This window comes from Geminocystis sp. (genome assembly GCF_041753295.1).
In the GTDB taxonomy this organism is placed as follows: Bacteria; Cyanobacteriota; Cyanobacteriia; order Cyanobacteriales; family Cyanobacteriaceae; genus Geminocystis.
In genome coordinates, this window is record NZ_JBGSUU010000102.1 from 1 (window position 1) to 18,037 (window position 18,037).

The 18,037-nt window shown below is 34.5% G+C and carries 11 protein-coding genes; 8 read left to right on the forward strand and 3 right to left on the reverse strand.

Translation table 11 applies throughout. The features are described from left to right. Nucleotides 1-182: 182 nt before the first annotated feature. The gene (locus tag ACEW8E_RS11575; RefSeq protein ID WP_373480499.1) at nucleotides 183-1,481 is read right to left on the reverse strand and encodes a sorbosone dehydrogenase family protein; all 1,299 of its coding nucleotides are present in this window, start codon (nucleotides 1,479-1,481) and stop codon (nucleotides 183-185) included. 531 nt (nucleotides 1,482-2,012) lie between these two features. Further along, nucleotides 2,013-3,407, reverse strand: a complete 1,395-nt coding sequence (locus ACEW8E_RS11580; protein ID WP_373480500.1) for a CHAT domain-containing protein — start codon at nucleotides 3,405-3,407, stop codon at nucleotides 2,013-2,015. 279 nt (nucleotides 3,408-3,686) lie between these two features. On the opposite strand from ACEW8E_RS11580, the gene ACEW8E_RS11585 reads away from it, so the two are divergent. The 6 genes from ACEW8E_RS11585 (at nucleotide 3,687) to hemC (ending at nucleotide 13,569) form a co-directional block, all read left to right on the forward strand. Further along, the gene (locus tag ACEW8E_RS11585) at nucleotides 3,687-5,462 is read left to right on the forward strand and encodes an iron uptake porin (RefSeq protein WP_373480501.1); all 1,776 of its coding nucleotides are present in this window, start codon (nucleotides 3,687-3,689) and stop codon (nucleotides 5,460-5,462) included. A 144-nt stretch (nucleotides 5,463-5,606) separates the two neighbouring features. Beyond that, nucleotides 5,607-8,012, forward strand: coding sequence for a GH116 family glycosyl hydrolase (locus ACEW8E_RS11590; RefSeq protein ID WP_373480502.1), 2,406 nt, complete (start codon nucleotides 5,607-5,609; stop codon nucleotides 8,010-8,012). Nucleotides 8,013-8,029: 17 nt separating this feature from the next. Then, nucleotides 8,030-8,695 carry a hypothetical protein gene (locus tag ACEW8E_RS11595; RefSeq protein ID WP_373480503.1) on the forward strand — a complete coding sequence of 222 codons (666 nt, stop codon included), beginning with the start codon at nucleotides 8,030-8,032 and terminating at the stop codon, nucleotides 8,693-8,695. Between the two features lie 369 nt (nucleotides 8,696-9,064). Then, nucleotides 9,065-11,668, forward strand: a complete 2,604-nt coding sequence (gene leuS, locus ACEW8E_RS11600) for a leucine--tRNA ligase (protein ID WP_373480504.1) — start codon at nucleotides 9,065-9,067, stop codon at nucleotides 11,666-11,668. Between the two features lie 239 nt (nucleotides 11,669-11,907). Then, on the forward strand, nucleotides 11,908-12,537 hold the full coding sequence (coaE, locus tag ACEW8E_RS11605; RefSeq protein ID WP_373480505.1) for a dephospho-CoA kinase: 630 nt from the start codon (nucleotides 11,908-11,910) through the stop codon (nucleotides 12,535-12,537). Between the two features lie 69 nt (nucleotides 12,538-12,606). Further along, nucleotides 12,607-13,569, forward strand: a complete 963-nt coding sequence (gene hemC, locus ACEW8E_RS11610; protein WP_373480506.1) for a hydroxymethylbilane synthase — start codon at nucleotides 12,607-12,609, stop codon at nucleotides 13,567-13,569. Nucleotides 13,570-13,774: 205 nt separating this feature from the next. On the opposite strand, the gene ACEW8E_RS11615 is transcribed toward hemC, so the two are convergent. Next, nucleotides 13,775-15,988: a cation:proton antiporter gene (locus ACEW8E_RS11615; RefSeq protein ID WP_373480507.1), complete on the reverse strand. Its 2,214-nt coding sequence runs from the start codon at nucleotides 15,986-15,988 to the stop codon at nucleotides 13,775-13,777. A gap of 93 nt (nucleotides 15,989-16,081) precedes the next feature. Here ACEW8E_RS11615 and ACEW8E_RS11620 point away from each other — a divergent pair, with 93 nt between their 5' ends. Next, nucleotides 16,082-16,345 (forward strand): glutaredoxin family protein, encoded by a 264-nt coding sequence (locus ACEW8E_RS11620; RefSeq protein WP_373480508.1) that lies wholly within the window; start codon nucleotides 16,082-16,084, stop codon nucleotides 16,343-16,345. A 53-nt stretch (nucleotides 16,346-16,398) separates the two neighbouring features. Then, nucleotides 16,399-17,919, forward strand: a complete 1,521-nt coding sequence (locus ACEW8E_RS11625; protein WP_373480509.1) for a UDP-N-acetylmuramoyl-L-alanyl-D-glutamate--2,6-diaminopimelate ligase — start codon at nucleotides 16,399-16,401, stop codon at nucleotides 17,917-17,919. Nucleotides 17,920-18,037 lie beyond the last annotated feature (118 nt).

An 18,037-nucleotide genomic window follows, 5' to 3' on the forward strand; every position in this document is an offset into this window, starting at 1 on the left:
AATCAAGGCTTGGGGCATCGTTAAGTTAATAAAAAAGTGCGTAGTTTTAGGCATTTTTGCTCAAAAAACAGGGTAGTATTATACAGTTACAAACTCTAATTTCAAAAATCAAAACCATTAAAACCTTTGCCCTTTGCCCTACCCCTTCCTCAGACTTTTTCAGCAAACCCTAAGTAAGTTTTCTATAGCAGAGAACGAAATTGAATCCGATAAATTACACCGTTAGCTTCTTCTGTAAATAATATACTACCATCAGGCATAACTAAAACTCCAACTGGTCTTCCCCAAGTAGAGGGAATTGAGGCATCGGTTAAAAAACCCGTTAAAAAATCTTCATAATAACCCCTTGCTTTACCCTGTTCATCAAAAGGGATAAAGACTAATTTATATCCTGTACCTTCACTACGATTCCATGAACCACGAAAAGCTACAAATGCTCCATTATGATATTTTTCAGGGAAAGTTTTACCATCATAAAATTGTAATCCTAAAGGAGCAGAATGAGACTCAATGAGAACATCTGGTGTAATAGTTTTACTAACCAATTCAGGATTAACACTTTTACCTTCAGAAATATGACGAGGATCTAATAATTGAGGTGATAAATAACTGTAAGGCCAACCATAAAAACCACCTTCACGAATACGGGTAAAATAATCGGGTACTAAATTATCACCTAATCCATCTCTTTCATTTACAGTTATATATAATTCATTTGTAACGGGGTGAAAATCTAAACCAACGGGATTACGCAATCCAAAAGCAAAAGTTTGTTGATTATTCCCGTCAAAATCCATTATTTGAATTGATGCACGGGGTAATTCTTCTATATCAGCATTAGAACGAGAACCGATAGAAACGTATAATTTATTTTCTGTAGGAGAAACTATTACATTACGAGTCCAATGTTGATTATAACCGCCACCTGGAAGAGATGCGATCAATAATCCTTTTCCTTCCAGTTTTGCTTGTCCTTGACGGTAATTATAACGTTTAACAGCATCATGATTTCCGAGAAAGAAATAATCTTCACTAAAAGCCATACCAAAAGGAATATTTAAACCATTCTTTTGATCGGCAAAAATAGTACTAATATCAGCAACACCGTCATTGTCTGTGTCTTTTAATAAACTAATTCGATTATCTTTAGTTTCTGTTACCAAGACGTTACCATCAGGAGTTAAAGCTAACCAACGGGGATTCTTTAAACCTTCGGCATAGACATTAACTTGAAAACCTTTAGGCACATTAAATATTCGAGGTTTGGGAATTGGTAAAATTTGTGGCGGTTGAGAAGAGCTTTGGGTAGCAAAAGGTTCAGGTAATGTTTCTAGTTCAATCTTAATTGGTTGGGAGTCTAATTCTTGGGTAGATATTGAGGAAATTTGAGCCGATTCTGAGATCAATGTTTTTCTTCCTCCTTGTAAGTTACAAGAAGCTATAGTAAAAGTAATCAAGAGTGATAAGTATTTTAGTTTCATTAGCTTTTAACCATAGTTTTGTCGTTACTAACCAGAGATAATTATAGTTTTATCATTCCTAAATGTACTAATAGACATCTGCAAAAAGTAAAAATAAAATCAATTATTGACTTTTTTTCATCAATTTCCTTCCCTTTTGTCAAATGCGAAGTTGCCTGTTGCCTGAGAGTTGGAGAAGTCTAATCTATAATTGAGTAATCCTAACTACTTATTCTACTGAAAATTAAATTTTCGTCTAGTCATAAAATTTTCTCTTTATGGAATCCTCACCAATTAAACTAAAAAAGAAATAATCATTTAGTTACTGCTAATTCGATAAATTCTCAAGGAATTAAACTAGGTGATTGCTGTTACTGGAATCTTGAACAATTACCTAATCAACAAAAAGGAAGAAAGTGATAAATATGTCTCTTTAGAAAAAAGATTAAATTTTCTAACTAACTTAAAGCAAAAAAGCACAATATAATTAGAGTTATTGACGAATCACCAGAACATTATCTTTATAATAATTATTATTTTTACTCCCTTGCCCTAGTTAATTTTATCACTAAAAAAACAAACAGGATTTGTACCGCCGGGGCGACTATAAGCAGATTTATTACCGCATTCTCTACCTAACGCATCTATATCATAAGGACATTCACAAGTACCTTTTTGGGGGTTACGAATCGGGCGCGCCAAAAGAGGTTTTTTGATGAATATTAATCCTGTTGTTACTAATGCCATCAATATGATAATAGCGGTAATACCTATCAATAGAGTTTTGCCATTGATAATAGACTTTAATACTTTATTTGACGAAGAAAAAGAGCTATTAAATGATATTTGCTTTTTTTTGATTAAATTTGACCATAGAGGTGGATCTACCGCTAAATTTTGGCAAATAACGGGCAACCATGACGATCCGGGTGCTTGTTCTTCCAAATGGTATAAATCTTGTATTTTCGCTTTAGCATCTTTGACGGCTTGATATAATGTTTCTCCTTGCGCATAGGCTTTTAAGAAGTATTTTAAAAATTCTTGAGCAACTTCATCGGGTACTGCTTCCCTCATGATAATCGTTTGAGGTAATTGTAAGTCTGCAAGGGTAAACCCTAAACCCAATCCGTCACAGGAATTAAAAATTGCTAACTCCAATCCGTTATGAATCGCTTTACCTAGAGTGTTTTTCAGTCTTTGAATATCTATGGTTTCATAAGGGTTGATTTGAAGTAAACCACATTTACTGTTATCTTTACTAGAACTATGCCCTGCAAAAAAGAAAATTTGCCATGATTGTTCCCATAATGGCGTTAATTCTGTTAAATTTGGTTGATCTAAAAATACTACTTCCGCATTAGGTAAACTGTTTAATATACGTCGATCTCTCTCTACATCTATACTGCGGCGATCGCCTAAAATAGCCAAAATTTTTACCTTAGGAGGAAAATCTAAATTTTCTTTTCGATTAGGTTTTTGACAATTAGGCTTACTCAAAGCAATTTCTGTTTGTGGGTAACGATGCCACACAGACCATAAATGCCAAGGTAACTGCCATAAACGGACATCCGCAGTTTGAATAACAAAACGAATTAAATCCTGTTGATGAAGATGAGGAAAAAGATCTAATAATAGACATTGTACTTGAGAATCTTCTAGCCATTGATTAATATTAATTTGTAGAGTATCAATATATTCCTGACATTGACTAACTGCAACATTAGTGACTTGATTTTCCGTCGAACCTAAACGTAAAGAAACGGATAAATTACGATAACTACATTGCCAATTAGTATAGCTTTTATACAGATTTGGTGCAGGAGGTAATCTCCCCTCGGTTTCTACTAATAATTCTTTAGTGTCATCTTGACTAAGACGGATACTGAGGGGAAAACCAGACTCAAAAGTACCCTCTCCGATTTTAAAAATGATTAATTTCTTAGCCATTACCTTATTTTAAGACAATTTTGATTTTACCTAACTTTAGCAAATATAGGGATTCTATATTAATTTTTTCAATTTGATGAAATAGTTAAAAAAAAAGTTATGATCATAGAAAAATTAAAAGCTAAACTCCGTAGTTAAGAAAAAGTTAAGATATTTTAACAATAAAGATTATTCTTAGTGATAAAAACAAATTTTTATGTTAGGATAGACAAAATAAATCTGTTACCTAGAAATTAAATCAATTAGCCAACAGAATTACTCAGTGTGAGGAAAAAATCAATGAAAACAAGTTTTTGGAAATCAATTAAAGTAACCCCAATATTAGTGGGTGCAAGTTTATTAGCTGCCTCTCAGGTTCAAGCTAATGAAATTTCTCAAGTAAATACCGAAGTTGATGCACAAATTATCAATCAATTAGATAATTACAGCACAGAAGGTGGTACTTCTTCTAAAGATCAAGTAACCAGCGTATCTCAACTAAGAGATGTATCTCCTACCGATTGGGCTTTTGAAGCTCTCCGTAGTTTAGTAGAACGTTATGGTTGTATCGTAGGTTATCCTGATCGTACCTTCAGAGGAAATCGTGCCTTAAGTCGTTATGAATTTGCAGCAGGTTTAAACGCTTGTATGCAACAAATGGAACGTTTAATTGCTGCTAGTGAAGCTGTTACCAGAGAAGACATCGAAAAACTAAAACGTTTGATGGCTGAATTTGAATCTGAATTAGCGGCTTTAGGTGCAAGAGTTGATAACTTAGAAGGTAGAGTTGCTTTCTTAGAAGATCATCAATTCTCCACAACTACCAAGTTGAAAGGGGAAGTTATCATGGCTTTAAGTCAAGAATTTAACAGTAATAACCAAGCAATTTTGGCTGACAGAGTTCGTTTAGCATTAAATACCAGTTTCACTGGTGAAGATAACTTAGTTACTCGTTTGTCTGCTGGTAACGCAGGTGCTTTCAATGCCAATGGTACAACCAAGTTAAGAACCCCTGGAATACCTGTTCAAAATGTTAACACCAGTGGCCCTAGTGCGACTTTAAATCAGACATTCAATCTATATCCCGGGGTTAATAACGATGTACAAGTTGATTGGTTAGCATATTATGCACCTATTAAGTTAAGTGAAAAAAGTCAAATTCAAACTTATATAGCTGCTTTCGGTGGTATTCATAGTGACTACGCTCCCACAACTAACCCTTACTTTGAAGACTACGACGGTGGAAATGGTGCATTAAGTCCTTTCGCATCTGAAAGTCCTATCTACCGTATCGGTGGTGGTTCCGGGGTAGCTTTTAGCTATCAACTAGGTTTCTTACAAAGTCTTTTAGGTCCAACTTCCGCAACAATAAGTTACATGGGTGGTGGTTCTCCTAATTCTCCTTTAGAAGGTCAAGGTATCTTTAATGGAGATTACTCAGTTTTAGGTCAACTTAACTTTAATGTAAGTGACAGTCTTGCATTTGGTTTAACCTATGTAAATGGTTTCCATAAAGCAGATAGTCCTGTATTTGGAGGGGGTGCTGGTAGTGGTTTTGGTATCGTTGGTACACAGTTAGCGAACCAAAGTAATGGTCAACTAAATAGCATTTTAGAAAATCAATTTGGAACTGGTACTACTGTCAATCAAAAAGACAAAATTAGTAATTCTTATGGTGCTCAAGCGGCATGGCGTGTAAGTAAAGGTGTAAGTTTAAGTGCTTTCTTTAACTATACTAACTTAACAAGATTAGGTCGTGGTAACGATGACATCTGGAGTTATGGTGGTGGTGTTGCATTCCCTGACTTATTCAAAGAAGGTAGTGTTTTAGGTATCTTTGCTGGTGTTCAACCTTATAACGGTTCTCCTCGTTACTTTGTAACTGATCCTAATGGTGACACTCGTCGTGTTCGTACATCCCTTGAAACCATCCCTATCCATGTAGAAGCATTCTATAAATATCAGTTAACTGATAATATTTCTTTAACTCCTGGTGTTATTTGGGTTAACTCTTCTAACCAAGGTGATAATGATGACCAAGTTATTGGTACTTTAAGAACGACTTTCACATTCTAGTTTAAATTAGTTTAATCTAATACTTGAACCCTTACTTGTTAATTCAGGTAGGGGTTTTTCCATGAAAAATAAAAGGCACTAACTTATAGTTTTAAGAACATTTCAAGATAATATTAAGAAGAAATCTGTTTTGAATCTGTCAATATGCTAAAAATCGAATTACCAAATATTCCTCCTTCTGCTTGGCAATGTGAAATCGGCAAAATCTGGGAAAAACCTTATACGGTGCGTTATGCTAGTAACTTAGATGATGGTGCTAATCATGGGATGCCTTTAGGGGGATTTGGTAGCGGTTGTATTGGTAGAGGGGTAAATGGTGATTTTAACCTGTGGCATATTGACGGCGGTAATCATATTTTCAAGGCTTTATCTGCTTGTCAATTCAGCATTTTTGAGCAGGTAGAAGGAGAAATGCCACAAGTTTACGCTATGAGTACAACGCCTCCTGAAGATGGTAGTTTATCAAGTTGGGCATGGTATCCTCAAGGAAAAGGTACTTATTCTGCCCTTTATCCTCGTAGTTGGTTTGATTATCAGGGGGTTTTTAAATCTCATCTTATATGTGAGCAATTCTCGCCGATTTGGGCAGGTAGTTATCAAGAGGCTAGTTATCCCGTGGCGTTGTTTGATTGGAGTATTCATAATCCGACTGATAAAGATATTACTATTAGTATCATGTTTTCTTGGCAAAATAGTGTCGGTTGGTTTACTAATGCCATTAAAAGCCCGACGGTACAAGTGAGAGATGATGGTAGCCCTGAGTATGAATATCAGCCTCGTTGGGGAGATAGTACGGGTAATCTTAACCAGTGGATTCAAGATAATTTTCGAGTAGGTTGTCTATTTGATCGTATCCGCATGGGTGACGAGCCCCTAGAAGGTGAAGGACAATTTGCAATCGCTAGTATTACTAATCCTAGTTTAGAGGTATTCTATCATAATCGTTGGAATCCTAAAGGAGATGGTAGCGAGTTATGGGATTATTTTGCCATGAATGGTTCACTTCCCGACTATCAAGATGAGACACCTGCCGAACCGGAGGAACAAATTGCAGGGGCAATGGCCATCAGATTTACGATTAAAGCAGGAAAAACGAAGAAAATTCCTTTTATTTTGGCGTGGGATTTTCCCGTAACAGAATTTGCTCAAGGAATCAACTATTATCGTCGTTATACGGACTTTTTCGGCAGAAATGGTAAAAATGCTTGGGGAATGGTACGCACAGCTTTAAAACATAGCGATATGTGGCGAAATCGGATCAATGAGTGGCAAAAACCTATTTTAATGAGCTCAAATTTACCAGATTGGCTGAAAATGGCGTTATTTAACGAATTATATTTACTTGCTGATGGTGGTAGTTTGTGGACGGCAGCAACGGAAAATGATCCAGTGGGACAGTTTGGGGTGCTAGAGTGTATTGATTATCGTTGGTATGAAAGTTTAGATGTCAGATTATATGGTTCATTCTCCATGATTATGCTATGGCCACGGCTGGATAAGTCGATTTTAGAGGCTTTTAGTCATGCTATTTCTCATTCAGATGATACTCCTCGTATTATAGGTTATAACCGTGCTAGTGCTATCAGAAAGGCTAAAGGAGCGACTCCTCACGACTTAGGTGCACCTAATGAGCATCCTTGGGAAAAAACCAACTATACTAGCTATCAAGATTGTAATTTATGGAAGGATCTTGGTTGCGATTTTGTTTTGCAAGTCTATCGTGATTATCTGTTTACTGGCAGTCAAGATCAAGATTTCTTATGGGAATGTTGGGCTAGTATTGTAGAAACTCTCCATTATGTCAAGGGTTTTGATTTAGATGGTGACGGTATTCCCGAAAATTCTGGCGCTCCAGATCAAACTTTTGATGATTGGCGATTACAAGGAATAAGTGCTTATTGTGGTGGTTTATGGATTGTGTCTTTAGAAGCAGCTATGGCCATTGGTAAAATTCTTATGGCTAATCCTCCTATGAATCCTCATTTACAACCTGATGATTTCCCTCAATGTATTCAAAGTGAGATCGCCATATTTGAGGATTGGTTGCAAAAATCTAGAGCAATTTATCATCAAACTTTGTGGAATGGAGAATATTACCGTTTAGATAGTGAAAGTGGTTCAGATGTAGTAATGGCGGATCAACTTTCAGGACAATTTTTAGCACAGATTTTAGGATTACCTGATGTAACTGAATCTGAATATGTAAAATCAACTTTAAATAAGGTTTATGATGCTTGTTTCTTAAAATTTCATGATGGTAAATTTGGTATCGCTAACGGGGTGAAACCTGACGGTAAACCTGTTCAAGAAAATGATACTCACCCTCTTGAAGTTTGGACAGGCATTAATTACGGTATTGTAGCTTTTATGATTCTTAATGGTATGAAAGAAGAAGGATTAAAAGTAGCCCAAACAGTAGTTAAACAAGTTTATGATAATGGCTTACAATTTAGAACACCTGAAGCGATAACTGCCGTAGGTACATTTCGAGCTAGTCATTATTTACGAGCTATGGCTATTTGGGCAATATACCATGTTTTAAATAAATAAAAAAATTGTTGTAGATTATGGAAAATAAAGAAAGTTCATTAAGCCTAGATTTAGATAGAGACGGAAATACACTATTAATCATATTTGGTGGCATACAATCTGGATTAGGGATACCTCCATTTGAATTTAAAAGAATAACTGATAGTTTGCCAGTTAAATTAATTTTTATCCGAGATTTATCACAAGCATGGTATCACCTAGAATTGCCCTCTATTGGCAACGGAATTAATGATATTATTCTCACCATAGAATCTATAAAACAACAAACTAATTATTCCAAAGTTGTTTGTATCGGTAACTCTATGGGCGGTTATGCAGCATTACTAATTGGTTCTCTAATTCAAGCAGATCAAGTCTTATCTTTTGTTCCTCAAACTTTTATTAGTAAATGGTTAAGAATAATTAATTTTGATAATCGATGGAAAGAACAAATAAATAAATTACATAAAAATTCATCTATTTCTAAACAGATGTTTGATTTAAAAGTTTTTTTAAAAAATCCACAGTATAAAAAAGCAATAATTTTCTCTGATCGAAATAATAGATTAGATGCTCTTCATGCTTCAAGACTTAAAAGTTTGCCAAGAACTACTATTGAATGGCGAGATGGCGGACATTCATTAATCAAACAACTTCGAGATAATGGCGAACTACAAAAAATCTTGATTGATTCTTGTCGCTAACAACTTTAATCCTTACAATATTACCACAAAATTAATTAGGGTTTGTTGAATAAATCAGAAAGCTATTAAAATCAAGGCTTGGGGCATCGTTAAGTTAATAAAAAAGTGCGTAGTTTTAGGCATTTTTGCTCAAAAAACAGGGTAGTATTATACAGTTACAAACTCTAATTTCAAAAATCAAAACCATTAAAACCATTAAAACCTTTGCCCATTGCCCTTTGCCCTACCCCTTCCTCAGACTTTTTCAGCAACCCCTAAATAATCAGGTTTTAGGTAAAAATTGCTAGATTATATTTTAGGTTTTATCTGTTTAGACTAGAATATAAGATCGACTAAATTAAATAATTATAAATACTTCAAAAATATTTTATGCAAATTCCTTATAATCCTAGCGATATTGAGTTGAAATGGCAAAAACAATGGACGGATTCTAATCTTTATTTTACCGAAGAAAATAGCAAAAAACCTAAATTTTATGCCCTTTCTATGTTTCCTTATCCATCAGGAAAGTTACATATGGGTCATGTGCGCAACTATGTTATAACCGATGTTATTGCCCGTTTTAAAAGAATGCAAGGACATCGAGTGTTACACCCTATGGGTTGGGATGCCTTCGGTTTACCTGCGGAAAATGCAGCCATTGATAGAGGTATTCCTCCAGCTAAATGGACTTTTGAAAATATCGCTCAAATGCGATCGCAACTCCAAGAATTAGGTTTATCCATTGATTGGAGTCGAGAAGTGGCTACTTGTTCCCCAGAATACTATAAATGGACACAGTGGTTATTTTTACAATTTTTAGAATCTGGATTGGCTTATCAACGAGAAGCTGCGGTAAACTGGGATCCTATAGATCAAACTGTACTAGCAAATGAGCAAGTCGATGCTGATGGTTTTTCATGGCGTAGCGGTGCAAAAGTCGAGCGTAAATTATTAAAACAGTGGTTTTTCAAAATTACCGATTATGCCGAACAATTGTTAAATGACTTACAAAAACTACAAGGTTGGCCAGAAAGGGTTAAAACCATGCAGGAAAACTGGATAGGAAAGTCAGTAGGGGCTTATTTAGAGTTTCCCGTTGTGGGAAGAGATGAAAAAATCGCCGTCTTTACAACCCGTCCTGATACCGTCTATGGAGTCACTTATGTAGTACTTGCCCCTGAACATCCTTTAACAGAAATTGTAACTACAGAAGACAAAAAAGAAACTGTAAAAGTCTTTATTCAAGAAGTAAGTAACGAGAGTGAAATTGAGCGCACAGCCGATGATAAGCCCAAAAAAGGTACATTTACTGGCGGTAAAGCTATTAACCCTTTCACTGGGGAAGAAATACCCATTTTAATCGCCAATTATGTGTTATACGAATATGGTACTGGTGCAGTTATGGGTGTACCAGCCCACGATGTGAGAGATTTTAAATTTGCTAAAGAAAATGACTTGCCTATTAAAGTGGTAATTTTACCCGATGATGCTGATAATTCTGATATTTGCCTATTAGAAGCATATACCGAGGCTGGAATCATGATTAATTCTGGTGGTTTTAACGGTATGGACTCTGTCAAGGGTAAAGAAGAGGTAATCAGATTAGCCGAAAATAACGACTATGGTAAAAAGCGTATTCAATATCGCCTTAGAGATTGGTTGATTTCCCGTCAACGTTACTGGGGTTGTCCTATTCCTGTTATTCACTGCGAAGATTGTGGTATAGTGCCAGTGCCTAGTGCAGATTTACCAGTTAAATTGCCCGAACAAGTGGAATTTTCTGGACGGGGGCCTTCACCTTTAGCTAAACTAGAAGAATGGGTAAATGTGCCTTGTCCGAAATGTGGTAAACCTGCTAAAAGAGAAACTGACACCATGGACACCTTTATTGACTCTTCGTGGTATTTTTTCCGTTATACCGATGCAACGAACCAAAATGAGCCTTTCAACCTTGATAGAGTTAATGATTGGATGGGAGTTGATCAGTATGTGGGAGGAATTGAACACGCAATACTACATTTACTTTATTCTCGTTTCTTCACAAAAGTAGTAAGAGATCGAGGTTTAGTCAGTGTTGATGAGCCTTTCAAGCGTTTATTGACTCAAGGAATGGTGCAAGGAATTACTTATAAAAACTTAAAAACAGGTAAATATGTAATTCCTGAAAATCTTTATGCTGTAGAAGAAACTAACGATAAAGGTAAAATTGAGACGGTTTTTTATGAGAAAGAAACTAATGATAAATTGTCAGTTTTCTATGAAAAAATGTCTAAGTCTAAATATAACGGTGTTGACCCTCAAGTGGTATTATCAAAATATGGAGCAGATACCGCTAGAATGTTTATCTTATTTAAAGCACCTCCTGAAAAAGATTTAGAGTGGCAAGATGCTGATGTAGAAGGACAATTTCGCTTTTTAAATCGAGTTTGGTTGTTAGTTAATGAGTTTGTTGAAAACCCTAATTCTGCTAAAGATAAAACCTTTGATAAAAGTCAGCTAACTAAGGAAGAAAAAGACTTACGCAGAGCAATTTATACCGCAATTAAAGAAATTTCTGAAGACTTAAACGGCGATTATCAATTTAATACGGCAGTTTCAGAGTTAATGAAATTAAGCAACGCTTTACGAGATTCTAGTATTAAAAATTCTCCTGTTTTTCAGGAAGGAATTGAAACTTTAATTTTACTTTTAGCACCTTTTGCACCTCATATTAGTGAAGAATTATGGCAGTTATTAGGAAATGGTGAATCAGTACATTTACAGTCATGGTTAACCTTAGATAATGATGCTTTAATTGTAGATGAAATTACTTTAGTTATTCAGATTATGGGTAAAACCAGAGGCACAATTTCTGTACCTGCTTCCGCAACAAAAGAGGATTTAGAAACCTTTGCAAAAGAGTCAGAGATTGCTAAAAAATATATTGCTGATAAAACTATCAAAAAAGTAATTGTTGTACCCAATAAGTTAGTTAATTTTGTCATAGTTTAGGTATTCAATACTTAAGAATTAGGAATAAATATCAAAGATTTTAAATTTTTTTCTTTATTTCTAATCCTAACTTTTATTTATTAATTATCTCTTCTTTTTGAGTCTTAAGAAAATAATAAGTTAATTTCTCCGTTAGGGAAGCGAAAATTATCACCAATAATTTATAAACACTATAGATAAATTTTATATAAAAAACAAATATTTAATTTAATCAAATAAGTAGCAGAATATTAATTATTATGACGGATAAAAAAGATAAACTAATTATTGGTTTAACAGGTGGAATAGCTACGGGTAAATCAACAGTATCAAGTTATTTAGCAGAAAAATATTTTATCCCTATACTAGATGCAGATTTAATTGCAAGGGAAGCCGTAAGTATTAATTCTCCTATTTTCCAAAATATAGTTAACCGTTATGGTGAAGATATTTTATTAAACGATGGTAACTTAAATCGAGCAAAATTAGGTAAAATTATTTTTAATAGTCAACAAGAAAAAATGTGGTTAGAAAATCAAATACATCCTTTTGTTTTCGATGATTTACAATCACAGATAAAATTATTATCTAATTCTATTATTGTTTTATCTATTCCCTTACTTTTTGAAGCAACAATGACTAACTTAGTTGATGAAATTTGGGTAGTTAATTGTGATTTTTTTACTCAATTATCTCGTTTAAAAAGTCGTAATAAGTTAGCAGAAAATGAAGCTATTTCTCGCATAAATAGTCAAATACCGTTAATAGAAAAAGTTAAACTTGCGGATATTGTCATTGATAATAATAAAAAATTAGCTGATTTATATACACAAATAGATTTGATTATGTCAAAAAAATCAATAACTCCTAACTCCTATCTTCACCGATAATTTTATAGTTCAAAGCATTTTTCTGGTAAGCTAGATCGAGTTCTAAAAATTTCTATAAAAACTATTTATATGACCGCAACCATTGATAATGAACGTACTATAGTAATTGGATCTCGTAAAAGTCAACTAGCATTAGTACAAACTTATTGGGTAAAAAAAGAATTAGAAACTTCTTTCCCTGATGTAGAATTTGAAGTAGAAAAAATGAGTACTCAAGGAGATATAATTCTTGATGTAGCTTTAGCGAAAATTGGTGATAAAGGTTTATTTACCAAAGAGTTAGAAGTTGGAATGATTAACAAGCAAGTGGATTTTGCGGTACACTCTCTTAAGGATTTACCCACTAATCTCCCTGAAGGTTTAATGTTAGGTTGCGTTACGAAAAGAGTTAACCCTGCTGATGCTTTAGTCGTCAACGAAAAACATCAAGATAAACAACTTGATACATTGCCAGAAGGTTCAGTAATTGGTACATCTTCTCTTCGTCGTCTCGCTCAATTACGTTATCATTATCCCCATTTAACTTTTAAAGATGTGCGAGGAAATGTTAATACTCGTCTTGGGAAGTTAGACGCTGGTGAATATGATGCTATTATTCTCGCCGTAGCTGGTTTAGAAAGATTAGGCATGGGCGATCGCATACATCAAGAAATACCCTCTGATATTTCCCTTCATGCAGTAGGGCAGGGTGCTTTGGGCATTGAATGCCGAATTGGTGATGAAATGGTGTTACAAGTGATAAAAGAGATTGAAGATCAAGATACTAGAGATTGTACTGCTTCAGAGCGTTCTTTTTTAAGAGTTTTAGAAGGGGGTTGTCAAGTACCCATCGGCGTTAATAGTATGATTGAAGGTGATAACCTAACTTTGAAAGGTATGGTTGCTAGTTTAGATGGTAAACAACTCCTTAAAGATAGTGTAACAGGCTCTCGTAGTAATCCTGATGAAATTGGAGCTCAATTAGCAGAGAAACTAAAACAACAAGGCGCAGGAGAAATTTTAGCAGCCATTTTGGCGCAAATCGAACGATAATTAACAATTAACAATTAACAATTAACAATTAACAATTAACAATTAACAATTAACAATTAACAATTAACAATTAACAATTAATAATCTCGCCTTTTATCTGTTGTTTCCTTTCTTAACTCCCCGTTTCCTTCCTAATTCCTAATTCCTAATTCCTAATTCCTAATTCCTAATTCCTAATTCCTAATTCCTAATTCCTAATTCCTAATTACTGATTAACTTGATTTAATAACTCTAACTTACCGAAAAGTAAGATATTATCTCCTAGTTTAATTTCCGTGTGAATGTCAGGAAAACGAATATAGCGATTTTTGCGCCTAATACCTTGAATAATAACGCCGAAATGTTCTTGTAAATTAATTTCACTGAGTTTTTTACCGACGAAATCACTGTTTTTACAGATTGATAACCAGAGGCAAGAATCGCCATCTTTAGGTAACATTACTTTTTCCTTGGCTAAATAATCAAAGGCTTGAAAGTCATCATCATTACCGATTAACAACAGTTTATCACCTTTATTCATGACAGTTTGGGGATTAGGATAATCTATTTTTTCACCATTAGGACGTTTTATTTCGATAATACTAACTCCTGTTAACTTTCTTACATAAGCCTCCTCAATAGTCATGCCTTGGATGTAAGAATTATCTGGTAATGTGTACCATTTATGATTCATAGTAGTAACAGCTTCTTCCAACTCTCTTGATATTTCTTCTTGAGAGCGATCAGGTTGTAACTGTAAATACTGCGATTTTCTGATCTCTTGAATGTCTTTCTCTATGGTTATTCTCGGTAATCCTAACACTCTAAATAAATGGGCGGAAAGTTCAAGACTGGCTTCAAATTCTGGTTGTATTACTTCTTTAGCTCCCAGTTGATATAACATTTCAATATCTTCTATTTCATTGGCACGAACAACTGTATCTAATTCTGGGTTAAGTTGTAATGCTCTTTTAATACATAATCTAGCACTCATGGGATCAGGTAAAGCAACAGCCATTGCTTTTGCACCAGATACTTCAGCTTTCTCCAGAACAAGTAAACTAGAAGCATTACCATATAAATAGGGAATTTTTTTCTCTCGTAATTTTTTGGTTTGTTCTTCCGATTGATCAATAACTAAGACTTTATGACCTTGATTGAGTAACAGTTTTACCACATTTTTTCCTACTCGTCCATAACCACAAACAATAACATGATCATTTACAGGTAAATCTTCAGAAGTTTCTACGGAAGTTTCTACATTAGTTAACCAACTTTCAAACACAGGGGAAGATTCAGCTTTAGACAAAAGAATGGGAATAAATTTAAGCACAAAAGGTGTAACAACTAAAGTCATTGCCGTTGTGCCTAATATTAGCATATAAACTTTTTCAGAAATTAAGGAAAAATCACGCCCTTTATCCGCTAAAACAAAAGAAAATTCTCCAATTTGAGCTAATCCTAACCCAGCGATAATAGCAGTTTTGAGAGGATATTTAAACAATACAACAATAGGACTGATAATAATGAATTTACCAATTAAAACTAAGGAAACCAATCCTAAAATTAAAGGTAAATTATGCCATAGAAAAACAGGATCAATTAAAATACCAATAGAGACAAAAAATGCGGCGGCACAAATATCTCTTAATGGTTCAACATAATCAAGGGTTTGATCTGAATATTCTACTTCGGAAATCATTAAACCTGCCACAAAAGCACCCATTTCCGTTGATAATCCAATATAGCCTGTTAACAAAGCGATACAAAGACATAACGCCACAACCCCTAATAAAAATAATTCTCGGCTTTCGGTTTTTGCTAATAACTTGAGTAATTTCGGAATTACCCATTTACCCACAACAAATGCACCTAAAGCAAATAAAGCCAGTTTAACTAATGCGATACCGATGGCAATACCAATTTCATCAATAGGTTGATCTAAAGCGGGTAAAACCGCTAACATTAATCCTAAAGCTAAATCTTGAACGATGAGGATTCCTAACATAACTTGCCCATGAGACGTAGAAGTTTCGTTAGATTCCATTAAGGCTTTAATAACTACGGCAGTAGAAGAAAGAGAAAGAAGTTCTCCTAAAAATACACCTTGAGGTATAGAAGTTACCCAACCCACCGTAACAGAAACAAAAGCAGTTAAAGCGATAGTTAAAGCAATTTGCAAACCGCCGCCACCAAAACTAATATTTTTAACTTTGTTTAATTCAGCAAAAGAAAACTCCACGCCGATGGCAAATAATAAGAAAGTAACTCCCAATTCTGCCACGGTTTCCACTTGTTCATAATCATGAATTAAACCTAATTCAAAAGGACCTACAATAATTCCAGCCAATAGATAGCCTAAAATAATAGGTTGCCCTAAGATAGAAGCTAATAAACCTCCCATGGCTGCCGCCGAAAAAAGTGCGATTAAATCAGTCATTTATTTTATTTAATAATTTTTAACATGAAGATGGCTTAACTATCATTGTGCTATTTTATCCTAAGAGATAATTTATTTCTTAATACTTTTTTTATGAAAATAATTTTATATAGTAAACTTGGATGTCATTTATGTGAAGGATTGGAGGAAAAACTAAAAGCTATTACTGACATTGAATTAGACATTGAAATCAGAGATATTAGTACTAATAATCAATGGTGGGAAATGTATCAATATGAAATTCCTGTATTGTTTTTATCTACTACTGAAGGAGAAAAATTAATTCCTCGTCCCTCTCCTCGAATTTCGGTGGTACAATTGACGAAAATTTTACGAAACTGTGTGCAAAATAAGTAATTAGAAAAAAACAGAGAATCATTAACTATTGAAATAAGAAAGGAATAAATTATATGAAATTAAGCCAATTATTAGCAGATTTAAGTCATCTTAATTACATTCCCGAACATTCTAACCTAAACGCAGAAATAAAAGGTATTACGACTAATTCTCACGGTTGTACCTCTGGAGATGTATTTATTGGTATGGAAGGCACAAGGGTTGATGGTGGTGAATTTTGGCAAAGTGCTTTAAGAGAAGGGGCTATAGCTGCTATTATAAGTCCATCGGCGGCGAGTAAAATACCTCCTAGTAATGAAGATTGCGTAATTATTAGTGATGATATTGTTAGTATTTGTGCTGATATTGCTAGTAAATTTTATAATTATCCTAGTCAGCAATTAAACATGATTGGGGTAACAGGTACAAACGGTAAAACCACTACAACCCATTTAATCGAATATTTTTTACACCAAGCACAACAAAAAACAGCATTATTTGGCACTTTATATGCTCGTTGGCAAGGTTATCAAAAAATTGCAACCCATACAACGCCTTTTGCCATTGATTTACAAGCACAACTAGCCGAAGGGGTGGAAGCAGGAAATAATTATGCCGTTATGGAAGTAAGCTCCCATGCTTTAGCTCAAAAAAGAATTAGAGGATGTAAATTTGATGTCGCTGTATTTACTAATTTAACCCAAGATCATCTCGACTACCATAAAGATATGGATGATTATTTTGCCGCAAAAGCGTTACTATTTAGCCCTGAATATTTACAAGGAAAAGCAATTATTAATTATGATGACTCTTATGGGCAAAAATTGATTAATAGCCAAAAATCTGGGCAAATTTGGACTTATAGCGTTAATAATCCTCAAGCAGATTTATACACAAGTCAATTAACCTATCAAGCCACAGGAGTTAAAGGTTTATTACATACTCCCCTCGGCAATATTGAATTTTCTTCTCCCTTGGTGGGACAATTTAACTTATCAAATCTTTTAGCTAGTGTGGGGGCAGTTTTACCATTAGGAGTAAATTTAGAAATTATCCCTCAATGCCTTCCCCATTTTAACGGTGTACCGGGGCGCATGGAAAGAGTTACTATTAGTGAGAGTCAAGATATAAATGTCATCGTTGATTATGCACATACTCCTGACAGTTTAGAAAATTTATTGAAAGCCTCTCGTCCCTTTATTTCTGGTAAAATGATTTGTGTATTTGGTTGTGGTGGCGATCGCGATCGTACAAAACGCCCCATCATGGGTAAAATAGCAGCCGAAGGTGCAGATTTAGTAGTAGTAACTTCCGATAACCCTCGCACAGAAAACCCAGAAAATATTTTAAGAGATATTTTAGATGGTATTCCTGATCATATTAAACCGATAATACAAGGAGATCGAGCACAAGCCATCAAAATTGCTATCGAAATGGCACAAAGTGGCGATGGAGTTTTAATTGCGGGAAAAGGACATGAAGACTACCAAATTTTAGGCACAGAAAAAATACACTTTGATGATAGAGAAGAAGCTAGAAAAGTTTTAGCTTCTATGTCGAAAGAAGCCCCAAACTTTGTTTTCAACAAAAAATAAATCAAACAAGTGTGGGATGAATTTCGACAGATAAATAAACGTTCTATCTTGTCACAACGGTTGAAAATTCTGATAAGATAAGAACAACCGCACACGGGCGGATAATGGCGATAACCAA

Excerpts from the sequence above, each read along its gene's own strand:
- ACEW8E_RS11575 (WP_373480499.1), bottom strand. The coding sequence starts at position 1,481 with ATGAAACTAAAATACTTATCACTCTTGATTACTTTTACTATAGCTTCT.
- ACEW8E_RS11580 (WP_373480500.1), bottom strand. The coding sequence starts at position 3,407 with ATGGCTAAGAAATTAATCATTTTTAAAATCGGAGAGGGTACTTTTGAG.
- ACEW8E_RS11585 (WP_373480501.1), top strand. The coding sequence starts at position 3,687 with ATGAAAACAAGTTTTTGGAAATCAATTAAAGTAACCCCAATATTAGTG.
- ACEW8E_RS11590 (WP_373480502.1), top strand. The coding sequence starts at position 5,607 with ATGCTAAAAATCGAATTACCAAATATTCCTCCTTCTGCTTGGCAATGT.
- ACEW8E_RS11595 (WP_373480503.1), top strand. The coding sequence starts at position 8,030 with ATGGAAAATAAAGAAAGTTCATTAAGCCTAGATTTAGATAGAGACGGA.
- leuS (WP_373480504.1), top strand. The coding sequence starts at position 9,065 with ATGCAAATTCCTTATAATCCTAGCGATATTGAGTTGAAATGGCAAAAA.
- coaE (WP_373480505.1), top strand. The coding sequence starts at position 11,908 with ATGACGGATAAAAAAGATAAACTAATTATTGGTTTAACAGGTGGAATA.
- hemC (WP_373480506.1), top strand. The coding sequence starts at position 12,607 with ATGACCGCAACCATTGATAATGAACGTACTATAGTAATTGGATCTCGT.
- ACEW8E_RS11615 (WP_373480507.1), bottom strand. The coding sequence starts at position 15,988 with ATGACTGATTTAATCGCACTTTTTTCGGCGGCAGCCATGGGAGGTTTA.
- ACEW8E_RS11620 (WP_373480508.1), top strand. The coding sequence starts at position 16,082 with ATGAAAATAATTTTATATAGTAAACTTGGATGTCATTTATGTGAAGGA.
- ACEW8E_RS11625 (WP_373480509.1), top strand. The coding sequence starts at position 16,399 with ATGAAATTAAGCCAATTATTAGCAGATTTAAGTCATCTTAATTACATT.